At 36.8% G+C, this 13,632-nt stretch carries 10 protein-coding genes; 9 read left to right on the plus strand and 1 reads right to left on the minus strand.

What is annotated here, in order from left to right:
* The first annotated feature begins 42 nt into the window (after positions 1-42).
* The 9 genes from guaB to HZI73_RS10655 all read left to right on the plus strand — a co-directional run bounded on the left by guaB (position 43) and on the right by HZI73_RS10655 (position 12,168).
* Positions 43-1,494: an IMP dehydrogenase gene (gene guaB, locus HZI73_RS10615; protein WP_212698209.1), complete on the plus strand. Its 1,452-nt coding sequence runs from the start codon at positions 43-45 to the stop codon at positions 1,492-1,494.
* A 302-nt stretch (positions 1,495-1,796) separates the two neighbouring features.
* Positions 1,797-2,741, plus strand: coding sequence for a phosphate ABC transporter substrate-binding protein (locus HZI73_RS10620; RefSeq protein WP_212698210.1), 945 nt, complete (start codon positions 1,797-1,799; stop codon positions 2,739-2,741).
* A 125-nt stretch (positions 2,742-2,866) separates the two neighbouring features.
* The gene (pstC, locus tag HZI73_RS10625) at positions 2,867-3,838 is read left to right on the plus strand and encodes a phosphate ABC transporter permease subunit PstC (protein WP_330619724.1); all 972 of its coding nucleotides are present in this window, start codon (positions 2,867-2,869) and stop codon (positions 3,836-3,838) included.
* Complete coding sequence (pstA, locus tag HZI73_RS26670; protein WP_212698211.1) at positions 3,838-4,950, plus strand: phosphate ABC transporter permease PstA; 1,113 nt, start codon at positions 3,838-3,840, stop codon at positions 4,948-4,950. Before pstC ends, pstA begins: the two co-directional genes overlap by 1 nt.
* Before the next feature lie 13 nt (positions 4,951-4,963).
* Positions 4,964-5,722 (plus strand): phosphate ABC transporter ATP-binding protein PstB, encoded by a 759-nt coding sequence (pstB, locus tag HZI73_RS10635; RefSeq protein ID WP_212698212.1) that lies wholly within the window; start codon positions 4,964-4,966, stop codon positions 5,720-5,722.
* Between the two features lie 42 nt (positions 5,723-5,764).
* Positions 5,765-6,412 carry a phosphate signaling complex protein PhoU gene (gene phoU, locus HZI73_RS10640; protein WP_212698213.1) on the plus strand — a complete coding sequence of 216 codons (648 nt, stop codon included), beginning with the start codon at positions 5,765-5,767 and terminating at the stop codon, positions 6,410-6,412.
* Between the two features lie 164 nt (positions 6,413-6,576).
* Positions 6,577-7,281 carry a response regulator gene (locus tag HZI73_RS10645; protein WP_212698214.1) on the plus strand — a complete coding sequence of 235 codons (705 nt, stop codon included), beginning with the start codon at positions 6,577-6,579 and terminating at the stop codon, positions 7,279-7,281.
* Between the two features lie 86 nt (positions 7,282-7,367).
* Positions 7,368-9,125, plus strand: coding sequence for a two-component system histidine kinase PnpS (gene pnpS, locus HZI73_RS10650; protein WP_212698215.1), 1,758 nt, complete (start codon positions 7,368-7,370; stop codon positions 9,123-9,125).
* Between the two features lie 751 nt (positions 9,126-9,876).
* Entirely contained in the window at positions 9,877-12,168 is a 2,292-nt protein-coding gene (locus HZI73_RS10655) for a glycoside hydrolase family 65 protein (protein WP_212698216.1), read from the plus strand.
* Between the two features lie 68 nt (positions 12,169-12,236).
* Here the strand turns inward: HZI73_RS10655 and HZI73_RS10660 are convergent, their stop codons facing one another.
* Positions 12,237-13,235, minus strand: a complete 999-nt coding sequence (locus tag HZI73_RS10660) for a LacI family DNA-binding transcriptional regulator (protein ID WP_212698217.1) — start codon at positions 13,233-13,235, stop codon at positions 12,237-12,239.
* Positions 13,236-13,632: the final 397 nt, after the last annotated feature.

Here is a 13,632-nt window from a genome sequence, read left to right on the forward strand (position 1 = left end):
TTTGCACATTAATCAAGAAATTAGAAAGTGAGGAAATTTACAATGCATAAGATTGTAAGTGAAGGGATAACATTTGATGACGTTTTATTAATACCAGCACATTCCAAGGTGTTACCTAATCAAGTAACCGTATCAACACGATTGACTAAAAAAATACAGTTAAGTATACCATTTATGAGTGCAGGTATGGATACCGTAACCGAATCAAGGATGGCTATAGCAATGGCTCGACAAGGTGGTATTGGTATCATTCACAAAAATATGTCAACCCTACAACAAGCAGATGAAGTTGATAAAGTAAAACGTTCAGAAAACGGTGTTATTACCGATCCTTTTTTCTTATCCCCAGAACACTATGTATATGAAGCGAATGAATTAATGGCGAAATTCAGAATCTCTGGAGTGCCCATTACAGAAGGGAAAAAATTAGTTGGTATCTTAACCAATCGTGACCTTCGATTTGAAACAGACTATAATAAGAAGATAAAAGAAGTTATGACCAGTGAGAATCTTATAACAGCCCCAGTTGGTACAACCCTTAACGAAGCAAAAGAAATCATGGGCGGGCATCGTATCGAAAAACTGCCACTTGTAGACGAAAATGGCAACCTATCCGGACTTATTACCATCAAAGACATTGAGAAAGCAATTAAATACCCCCAATCAGCAAAAGACAGTCAAGGACGTTTACTTGTTGGAGCAGCTGTTGGCGTAACAAATGATATCATGGACCGTGTTGATGCTTTAGTAGAAGCTTCTGTTGATGTGATCGTTATCGATACAGCTCATGGACATTCAGAAGGTGTACTTAATGCAGTAAAAGCTGTAAAAGAAAAGCATCCCGACCTACAAGTTATTGCTGGTAATGTTGCTACAGGGGCAGCAACGAAAGCCCTTATTGAAGCAGGAGCTGATGCAGTTAAAGTGGGTATAGGACCAGGTTCAATCTGTACAACACGTGTTGTAGCAGGTGTAGGGGTTCCCCAAATCACCGCAATCTATGATTGTTCTGAAGTTGCCAAGAAATATGATGTACCTGTCATTGCAGATGGCGGTATTAAATATTCAGGTGATGTGGTTAAAGCCATTGCAGCAGGTGGTTCTGTATGTATGATGGGAAGTCTATTTGCAGGTTGTGAAGAGAGCCCTGGCGATACAGAATTGTATCAAGGTAGAAAGTATAAAGTCTATCGGGGTATGGGATCAGTAGGTGCTATGGAAAAAGGCAGTAAAGACCGTTACTTCCAACAAGATGCTAAGAAACTGGTACCAGAAGGGGTAGAAGGTCGTGTTGCATTCAAAGGATCTGTCGAAGATACCATATTCCAAATGCTTGGTGGTCTTCGAGCAGGTATGGGTTATTGTGGAACAGACTCCATTGATGCTCTTAGAGAGAATGGCAGGTTCACGAAGATATCAAGTGCATCTCTTAAAGAAAGTCATCCACATGACATTCAAATAACAAAAGAAGCACCAAACTATAGCGTACAATAATATAATAGGAAGAAACAGGCTACCATAATGGATGAGAACACTGATGATGAATCAGTACATCCAACATGGTGGCCTTTTTTATTGTTGTATGTAAAATTAGACTTTACACAGACTTTACATTAGGCTCATATTACTTTTACAGGCTCATGTTACATTATATATGTAATCAGCAAGCGACTTCGTCATGTCTTCCCACTGGGAAGATGAATGTCAGAAGAAAAACTTATCTATAAAAAAAAAGAAGTTTCTACATTAAAACAAGAGAAAAATAATGAAAGAAGATAACGGGAGGCTATTTAGAAATGAAAACAAGTAAAAAAATAGTGGCATTAATGTTAACCATAATGATGATCTTTGCTTTTAGCGGATGTGGAAGCAATAAAGAAGAAGACACAGCAAGTAATGATCAAAATAACAATGATACAGCACAAGAGCAGACAAATGATAATAACACAGAAGCAGATAGCGGAAGTGAAACAGAAGATCAAAATAGTGGCAGCGAGGAAGAAGCAATAAGTGGTGAAGTTACTATCTCAGGATCAACATCTGTTGAAAAGATTGGTAATGCACTTGCAGAAGAGTTCATGGCACTTAATCCTGATGTGGTTGTAACATATGAATCCATTGGCTCATCAAATGGTGTTAAAAATGCAAAAGATGGTGTGACAATATTTGGTACAGCATCACGTAATTTAAAAACAAAGGAAAAAGATTGGGGACTTACAGAAGTAACACTTGCATTTGATGGTGTTGCAGTTATTACCCATCCAGATAATACCATTGAAGGTCTCACAAAGGACCAAGTGATGGCAATCTACAAAGGTGAAATTAAGAACTGGAATGAAGTAGGCGGTAAAGATGAGGAAATCGTTGTTGTGTCTAGAGAAGATGGTTCTGGTACAAGAGGTGCATTTGAAGAGATTGTTGATTTTGAAGGTGCATTAACATCAGATGCTATCATTGCTAAAGGTAATGGAAACGTTCAAACAACAGTTGCTAAAAATCCAAAATCCATCGGTTATGTATCTTTTACTTACATTAATGAAACAGTTAAGCCTATGAAGATTGATGGTGTAGAACCTTTATCAGAAAAAGTTATTGCAGGTGAATACGGTATTTCAAGACCATTCTTAATGCTTTACAAAAGTGATAATATGACAAAGGCTGGGGAAGCATTTGAAAAATTTGCACTTAGCACAGAAGGACAAAACATTGTAGAAGAAAAAGGCGGTATCCGCGTTGACTAAATAAAAATCCTTTTTGCTTAATGTTGCACTGTTATTAAACAGTGCAACATAAGTGTGTCTAAAAAAGTAAGCGTGATCTAGACAACATATAGAAGAAAATCAGAGTTTGGTGAGGAGAACTTGATATGGATATGAACGTTAACATCATACAATCGAAGAAAGAAAGTAGTCATCAAGGGATTGTGAAGGGCATGCAGGTAGATAAAAAACGTCAGGTACTGGAGTATGTGGCGAGAAAAATGTTTTTATTGAATGCTTGTATTGCCGTTATTAGTGTTGCTGCGATTACCTTCTTTGTATTTTTTAAGGGGCTACAGCCCTTTTTCTCAGGAAATGCAGAGGGTACTTACTCTCTCGTAGAGTTTTTGACTGGTATGGAGTGGCGACCTAATGATGATTTAAGCCAAGCATTATTTGGTATATTTTATATGATAGCGGGTTCTTTATTGGCTACGATTGGAGCCATTATTGTTGGGGTGCCTATTGGTATCTTGACAGCTGTTTTTATTGCTGAAATTGCTCCGAAAGGTGTTAAGAGGGTTATTCAGCCAGCTGTTGAATTATTAGCAGGTATACCATCAGTTATCTATGGTGTATTTGGATTAGGTATCATTGTACCTAAGATCATGCAAATATCCCCACGAGCTCAGGGTCAATCCTTATTGGCTGTTGTTATCGTATTAGCCATTATGATATTACCCACAGTTATTACCATATCAGAAAGTGCCATTAATGCTGTGCCAAGGTCTTATATAGAAGGGTCTTACGGTCTGGGGGCGTCTAAAATACAGACCATATTTAAAGTTGTCATACCAGCAGCCAAGTCAGGTATCCTGGCTGGTGTTGTATTGGGGATTGGCAGGGCTATCGGTGAGACCATGGCCGTTATGCTGGTAGCAGGTAACCCTATTGCAGGTATACCAACAAGTTTATGGGATCCTATACGACCATTAACCACGAATATTGCTATGGAAATGGGTTATGCCTTTGGTATCCATCAAGAATTGCTTTTTTCTACTGGCGTGGTTTTATTTATCTTTATTATTATATTGAACCTTATACTTAATCGAATAACAGCAAAGGCAGGTGAGCATTAATGCATAGACGTGTAAAAGATAAAATAATGTATGGCATGATTGGTTTAGCTACAGCTTTTACAGTTGGTGTTTTATTATGGATTATTGGTTTTGTTGTTATGAACGGTATTGGACACATTAACTGGGATTTTATTACCTCCAATTATGATTCTCAGACATCCTATGTGACCATGCCCCTTCTAGAGAATAATACAAATAAATTAGGTCTTGAGCTAGATGTTGTGGATTATGAAGATAGTACTTATCCAGTAATCGTTAGCAAGGAATCAGGGTTTCCTTCCGGAGAAATCAGAGATAAAGGCGGTCGTGTTTACAAAATCCAAAAAGGTAATTTGATTAAAAGGATTGGCAAAAAATCCACAGAAAATCAAAGCTTAGAGAGTATATTAGCCAGCATAGATGAACTTGAGGGTCAAGAGGTCCAAGTGAAAATTACAAAAAAAGGCAGGGGTATATACCCTATGCTTATGACCACAATATTAGTTATTTTAGTTGCCTTAGCAGTGGCATGTCCTATTGGTATCTTTGCTGCTATTTACTTAACAGAGTATGCTAAACCTGGAAAGCTTGTACGTATAATACGGTTTGCTACAGAAAGCTTGGCGGGTATACCATCAATTATATACGGTTTATTTGGTATGATTTTTTTTGTGCTCTACTTAAAAATGGATTACTCTTTGTTAGCAGGAGCTTTAACATTAAGTATTATATTACTTCCGGTTATTGTAAGACAGACAGAGGAATCACTAAAAGCCATACCACAGTCCTACCGTGAAGGTTCGTTAGGTCTTGGTGCTAGTAAGTTACAAACCATACGAAAAGTGGTACTGCCTAATGCTTTGTCAGGCATTGTCGTAGCCATTATCCTTAGTATAGGTAGAATTGTGGGTGAATCGGCAGCTCTTCTATTAACGGCAGGTACCATAGCAAAAATACCCAACGGTCTATTATCATCAGGGGCAACCTTAACCGTAAAGGCTTATGCTGTTGCTGAAGAAGAAGGGGATATAGGCATGGCTTGTGCTATCGGTACGATTATTATTGTATTAATCCTTGTACTGAACACATTATCAAAACTTGTATCTAAGAAACTAAAAAAAGCAAATGCTTAATAGAGGTGGAAGAATGAAAAATAATACAAAATTTGATGTAAAGGATTTGGATCTCTATTATGGTGACTTCAAAGCCCTTAAAGCCGTTAATATGGCGATTAATGAAAAGGAAATTACAGCTCTAATCGGTCCATCTGGATGTGGTAAATCAACATTCTTACGTACATTAAACCGCATGAATGACTTAATTGAAGGTGTGCGTGTAGAAGGTTCTATCCGATTAGATGATGAAGATATATATGGTGATATCGATGTGATTAAATTACGCTCAAGAGTAGGCATGGTTTTTCAAAAACCTAATCCTTTTCCTATGAGTATCTTTGATAATATTGCTTATGGACCACGGGCTCATGGGATTAAGAAAAAAAGTCAATTAAATGAAATCGTTGAAAAAAGTTTACGCAGAGCGGCTATATGGGATGAAGTAAAGGACCGGCTTAAAAGAAATGCTCTTGGATTATCTGGTGGTCAACAACAGAGAATCTGTATAGCTAGAGCATTAGCTGTGGAACCAGAAGTATTACTTATGGATGAACCTACCTCAGCTCTTGATCCCATATCCACATTAAAGATAGAAGACTTGGCTACTGAATTGAAGAAGGATTATTCCATTATTATCGTAACACACAATATGCAGCAAGCTGCACGTATATCCGATAAGACAGCTTTCTTCTTGTTAGGCGAGTTACTTGAATATGGTGAAACGGATAAATTGTTTAGTAATCCGGTGAATGAGAAGACAGAAGCGTACATCACAGGGCGTTTTGGTTGATAGACGTACATTTTTAAGAATAGTGAAAGGGTGAAGTGTTAGATGCCAGCGAGATTTGTTTTTGAGCAGAAATTACAACAGTTACATCAAGATTTAATCAAGATGGAGGCAGTTGTTGAAAGATCCTTAGATGATGCTATTAAAGCATTGAAAAAACAGGATGTTGAGCTTGCTAAAGAAGTTATTAAGCGAGATGATGAGATTGACCGGATGGAGTTAGTCTTGGAGAAGGAATGTCTATTACTTATTGTTAGACAGCAGCCCATGGCGGCAGACCTTAGAGATATTGCAGCGGTACTTAAGATTATTACAGATCTTGAGCGAATAGGTGATCACTGTACAGATATTTCAGAGTATACCATTAGATTAGCCAATGAAAAGTATGTTAAACCATTAGTGCACATACCTGAGATGGCTGAAGAAGTGAAGAAGATGATTAAAGATACCATTGATAGTTGTGTTAATAAAGACATTGAACTTGCAAAAGATGTATGTGCTAGAGATGACCGTATTGATAATTATTTTGATACCATAGTTGAGGAGCTTACAACCATTATGGCATCTAATCCAGATGTGGTTAAGCAATGTACGGATTTCTTGTTCATTGTCAAGTACCTTGAACGTATGGGAGACCATGCCACCAACATCGCAGAATGGATAATTTTCACAGTTACTGGAGAACATATATAGAAACATTGGATTTTCCCCCCTCATAAATAATTGCTAAATTTTTAGCAATTATTTATGCTATAAAGAGATGTTCGATAGATTGCATAATGATGATTTTGGAAAATTATGTTATACTATCAATAATCACATGACCAGATAGGGAATGAACAAAGGAGGTGTATTCTATGGGCAAAGGAAGAATACTTATTGTTGATGACGAAGTCCATATTTTAGAGTTATTACGCTACAATCTAGAAAGTAATGGTTATCAGGTGGTAGAAGCGGATACAGGCGAAAGCGCTCTAGCCATATTAGAGCATACACATGTGGAACTTGTGCTTTTGGACTTAATGCTTCCAGGTATAGATGGTTTGGAAGTCCTTAGGAAAATTAGGCAATCTGAAGAATTAACCCATTTACCTGTGATCATGCTTACAGCTAAAAATAAAGAGTTTGATACAGTGATTGGCCTTGAATTAGGTGCTGATGATTATATAGGGAAACCTTTTGGTGTGCATGAATTATTAGCTAGAATAAAAGCTGTTAGGCGTAGGGCAAAAGAAGTAGCTGCGCCAAAAGAATCAGGGCAAGATGATACCTTAGAAATAGATGATCTAACCATTAATAAATCCACTCATGAAGTCATCATTAGAGGTGAACATCTAGAGTTACCCCTTAAAGAATTTGAGCTATTAACTTTATTAGCCAGTAATCGAGGTCGGGTATTTGACCGAGAGTATCTGCTGGAAAAAATATGGGGTTATGATTATTATGGTGAAACACGTACAGTGGATGTTCATATTCGAAGTCTTAGAAAGAAATTAGAGTTAGATGATAAGAATCCAAAGCATATAAAAACCGTCAGAGGTGTAGGTTATAAATATAAGTAGATTGGTATGATTTTACCAAGTGATGATGTATCTGTCATAGCTTGGTAACGGGTATACCCTTAATGCTAAGCAAAGGATGTGAATGCATGCAAAAAAAACTCATGACCACCTATTTATTCATTATATCTGTTACCATGGTTGTTGCAATCATTATATCATGGCACAAAGGTAATGAACATATACAAGAAACCATACAAAAGGATACGCAGGTACAGGGTATCCTTCTATTAGAATTGCTAAAGAAAGAGCCAGAAGGTGAAGCCATTGATTTTCAAGCTTATGCAAACTGGTATGCAGAACAAGCAAATGTACGGCTCACGATTATAGATAAGGAGGGAACCGTGGTTGCTGATTCCGATGAAGATTATCAAGTAATGGATAACCATGCATATCGAGATGAAGTAGCTGAGGCTCTAAAGGGAAGAACAGTCTCACGGATTCGCTATAGCAAAACCATTGGAATCCCTTATCTCTATACAGCCATGCCCATGGATTTAGCAAATTTTGATGGTGTTTTACGTATATCTGTTCCCTTAACAACCGTTAAAAATAGTGCGATGGAAATGGTACGTTATGTATTATATGGTATTTTGATTGGAGCAATTATTGCTATTGTCGTTGCTTTTCTTGTAACAAGGCGATTTATGGAACCTCTAAAAGAGTTAACAGATGCTGCAACACGTATATCTGAAGGTGATTATGATAATAAAATTTACATGCGTCATAACGATGAGCGAGGAAAACTGGCTCATGCTTTCAATGAAATGACCATTAAGTTAAAGTTAAATATGTGGAATCTAAGAAAAAGAAATGAGGAGTTTGAAGCGGTTTTAAGCAGTATGATTAACGGTCTAATTGCTGTCGATGAGCAATATCATGTTTTTCTTGCCAACGAACAGGCTAAAGCCATATTAGGTGTTGAGGGTTCGTTACTTGATAAATCCATATATGAAGTCATCCGTAATACAACCATCTACCATGTACTAGAAAAATCCATAGAACAACAAGAATACATTGTTGATGATACCATTATTGCAGATGAAAAAGAGAGGGTTATTCGGGTCTATGCTAACCCCATCTATAAACACAAAAGTGCCAGCAGAACTTTAGGAACCTTATTAGTCATCCAAGATGTTACCGATATACGCAAGCTTGAGACCATGCGAAAGGATTTTGTGTCCAATGTTACCCATGAACTGAATACACCTTTAACATCCATTAGAGGCTTTGTGGATACCTTAAAGCATGGTGCAATCAGTGATGAAAAGATTGCAAATCGATTCCTAGATATTATTGATATTGAAACGGAACGTTTATCGTTATTAATTCAAGATATATTATCCCTATCTGCTATCGAAAGCACGGATCAGGATAAGCGGGTTGATGAATATGATATTAAAGAGATTATTGATGAAGTCCTTGATATTTTAGAGCCCAAAATAAAAAAGAAGAATATTGAGATCATTAATGATATTAATCAAGGGTTGACCTACAGGTGTAATCGTGATCGTATTAAGCAATTGTTTATTAATTTATTAGATAATGCCATTAAATATACGGAAAAAGGGCAAGTCGGCATAACGTGTTCTCGTGATGAACAAGGGTTGAAGATTGATATATGGGACACAGGTATAGGCATTGAAGAAGAACATATTCCTCGTCTTTTTGAGCGGTTTTATCGTGTGGATAAGGGACGTTCAAGGAACATGGGTGGAACAGGATTAGGTTTATCCATTGTGAAGCATATTGTGGAGTTGTATAAGGGGCGTATAGATGTGGTTAGTCGTGTGGGGGAAGGTAGTCGGTTTGTTATTTTTTTGCCGTATGGTGAGGTGAATGAATAAAAGATTTATGTTAGATTGTGATAAGTGATAGGTTATGTGCAAGACGTTCGTAGATGGATAGGTATTAATTAATAGACTTCCGTTAAATAATGTAAGACATACTAAGCCCATAGCTAGGTCCATAGCTAAAACTTAAGAACTCCCTACGGTCAGACACTTAAGTTTCTTAACGCAATGGACCTAGCTATGGGCTAAGAATGTCTAGTCATTATTTAAAAGTCGCTATTAATTAATACCTATCCATCTACTAGTGTGGTGCCAATAGTTTCTTTGGGATATATAGATGATAAGTACTCACTATAGGTTTATAGGTACGCTCTTAAAGAAAAAATATAGCTTATCTTATGTACTAGCCTAGTAGATGTATGACATACTGGAAATACGTGATTTTTAAAGCATTAAATAGAAACACTTAATGAATGCTAAGTGAATTACCGTTAAGAAACTTAAGTGTCTGACCGTAGGGAGTTCTTAAGTTTTAGGTAATTAACTTAGTATGAATTTAGTGTTTCTTTAATGCTTTAATATGAACGTGTTTCCAGTATGTCATACACCTACGGCAATATGACAAGAAAAAAACTAATACATCCAAACATCAAACTATATCCATGTAAGTAAAATCAATTTTAAATCTTAGTAAATTAATTCTTGAAAATAAAATAATACTTGATTTTATATCAAAAGTATACTATAATTTTAGACATTGACGCAACCGTTTGCACAACAAGTAATAATTAGGTGGGTGAAAGACGTGAAAGAGTATTTTAAAATTGATGAATGGCTTATTATAGAAGATGGATTTGACCCTGACTATAACCGCGTTGCAGAGAGCGCAATGAGCCTTGGTAATGGACACATGGGTATGCGTGGTAACTTTGAAGAAACATACTCCGGTGATAGCCTTAGAGGAACTTATTATGCTGGTATCTATTATCCAGATAAAACCAAAGTGGGATGGTGGAAAAATGGCTATCCAGAATGGTTTGCAAAGGTACTTAATGGTACCAATGTTCTGGGAATTGGTGTGCACATTAATGGATTAGAACTGGATTTGGCAACATGCGAAGTCTATGATTTTAAACGTGTGCTTAACATGCAGCATGGCTATTTAGAAAGAAGTTTTATTGCAGTTGATAAGAATAATCATAAAACACAGGTAAGTAGCAAAAGGTTTTTGAGTATGGCGGATTCAGAGATAGGTGCTATTGCTTATTCAGTTAAACCTTTAAACTACACAGGAACCATTAAGCTAACACCTTATTTAGATGGTAAAGTTGTCAATGAGGATTCCAATTATGATGAGTTTTTCTGGGAAGAAGTAGAGAAAAAAGTTGACGATAACAGCTGTTATTTAACCATGGGAACCAAAAAGCTAGGGTTTCAGTTATCATGTGCAATGACCTATGATATCTTAATTAATGGACAAAGGTCTGCATGCCAATATGGGACCCAATCCAAAGATAATTATGTAGGCTATGTCATTGAAAAAGTGGTAGGAAAAGATGAGACATTAACCCTTCTAAAATATTTTTCAGCTGTTTCTAATAGAGATTATGACAATGAAAAGCTTGCTATGAAAGCCGTAGAAGCAGTGAATAGAGCCCATACATCTGGCTATGAAAAGCTATTTGATGCGCATGTAGCCACATGGGAGGAGAAATGGCATAAGAATGATATTACCATCACAGGTGATGCCGAAGCCCAGCAAGGGATTCGATTTAATATTTTCCATTTGAATCAAACCTATACAGGTGAGGATCAGCGGTTGAATATTGGACCTAAAGGTTTTACAGGTGAAAAGTATGGCGGCAGTACATACTGGGATACAGAAGCTTATTGCTTGCCATTCTACTTAAGTACAGCGCCTAGTCACATTGCTAGGAATTTACTTATATACCGTTACAATCACTTAGAAAAAGCAAAAGAAAATGCTGCTCGTTTAGGCTTGAAAGGGGCACTTTATCCCATGGTGACCATGAATGGAGAAGAGTGTCATAATGAATGGGAGATTACCTTTGAAGAAATTCATAGAAACGGCGCCATTGCTTACGCCATCTATAACTATATTAACTATACAGGTGATAAAGGTTATTTAGCAGAGTATGGCATCGATGTCTTAGTGGAAATAAGCAGGTTTTGGGCAGATCGTGTGACGTATAACCCTCGAAAAGAGCAATACATGATTCTAGGGGTAACGGGTCCTAATGAATATGAAAACAACGTTAACAATAACTGGTACACCAATACCATTGCCTCTTGGACAATGGAATATACGCAAGAAGCTCTTGCTTATCTGAAAGAAGAACATCCTGAGACCTGTGAGGATGCCATAAAACGCCTTGCACTGAAGGATGAAGAGATAAAAAAATGGCAAGATATTATCCAGAAGATGTATTATCCTATTATTGAAGATGAAGGTGTTTTTGCTCAACAAGATGGTTATATGGATAAAGAACAGATACTTGTTGAAGAGTTAGACAAAAGGCATTTACCTCTTAATCAAAAATGGTCATGGGATCGTATTTTGAGGTCTTGCTTTATTAAGCAAGCAGATGTATTACAAGGGATCTATTTCTTCAATGAGCGTTATGATTTAGAGACCATCAAACGTAATTTTGATTTTTATGAGCCAAGAACAGTACATGAATCATCCCTATCACCTTGTATCTATGGCATTATCGCAAGTCAATTAGGCTATGAGGAAAAAGCTTATGGGTTATACTTAAGAACAGCAAGACTTGATTTGGATAATTATAATCATGACACGGAAGACGGCCTTCATATTACAAGTATGGCAGGAACATGGATGTCTGTTGTCCATGGTTTTGGCGGGCTTAAAGTGGTGAATAACACCTTGCATCTAGCACCATTTCTACCTCAATTATGGAAGAAATACTCTTTTAGAGTTGTCTTTAGAGATTGTTTGATAAAAGTAACGGTAGATGACCGTGTAACCATCTGCTTAGAGGATGGAGAAGCACTCTCCATTATGGTATATGACCAACATATTGAGGTGACAAGGGACCAAGCCATCACATTATAAAATAACGCGTATCAAAACTTTAGCCAATTCCTCTTAGGTAGCGAGGGTAGCGTTTTGATACGCGCTTTTTATTTAGTGGAATCCCGTTCAACTAATTTCGTATTAATGATATAGTTATTTGTTTCAATGGCTTCTTTTTCAATCTGTGATATAAGGAGCTTAGAGGCAAACATACCCAACTTTTCAGCATTAATATCAACAGAAGTTATACTAGGGGTTTTATATTGAGATAACAACGTATTGTTAAATCCAACTAAAGAAACTTGGTCAAGATTTTTTTCATGAAGAGCACGCTGGACACCAAATGCAATTAAATCATCGGTTGTTACAATGGCATCTGGTTGTTTATAACCCAGTATATCCATTGTGGCTTCGTAAGCTGCTTCTTCTGTATAATCTTTCTCATATATGAGGTTAAGGTCCATGTCTATACCATTGGATTTTAAAGCTTTGAGATAGCCTAGCAAGCGGTATTTGGTTACTTTAAACTCATGAGAACCGCCAATAAAACCAATGGTTTTCTTCCCTTTTTTAATCAGCATATCCACAACATCAAACATGGCATTCACATTATCATTATCTACCCAATAGGTAAGTTTTTCGTCATCTGGTCGACCTATCACAACAAAGGGATGCTTTTTTTCTTGTAAAAAAGCAATACGCTTATCATTATCTTTTACCGTAGTCAGTATAATACCGTCTACCCATTTACTCCCTACAAGGTCCGTTAATACATCCACCTCATCTTCCTCTATTTCAGCGTGCGTAAAGAGAATGTAATAGCCTTTTTTCTTAGCGTATGCGCTAATGCCACGCATGGCTTGAACAAAAAATGGGTTAAGTAAGAGATCTGAATCTGAACCAGGTAATAAAAGCCCGATCGTATGTGTTGTTTGGTTTGTTAGACTACGTGCAATAAGATTTGGTTGGTAATTGAGTTCTGCCATTGCTGCACGAACACGTTCCTTGGTAGCATCGCTGATGCGAGAGTTATCTGAGATAACACGTGATACAGTCGAGGGGGAAACGTTTGCACGGTTGGCAACATCTTTGATTGTCACAGGCATGAGTACACATCCTTTTTATTTCATTTTGTACAAACATTATAGCGTACTAAAGAAACAAAAGCAAGGAAAATGCTTGCCAAGCTTCCATTATAACAACATTTGTGGACAGTTAATAAATTAAAGCTTGGTTTAACATGATTTTTTTGTTGACAATTTATAATGAACGTGATATACTGCAATTGTGACGCAAACGGTTGCATAAAATTTATCAATGAGTGATTTATCATACAGAATCACGATGGCATATGTCATCCTTACATCGGCAAATGATAAATTATTTATTTGATAATCATGACTAAATAAGGATTCCATCCGATAAAGAACTCAGAGAAAAAAGTATAGTTTTATAATTATAGGTAAGCCTATAATTAACTTTTATATCAAACGCGCAAGCGAT

This window comes from Vallitalea pronyensis (assembly GCF_018141445.1).
GTDB lineage: Bacteria > Bacillota > Clostridia > Lachnospirales > Vallitaleaceae > Vallitalea > Vallitalea pronyensis.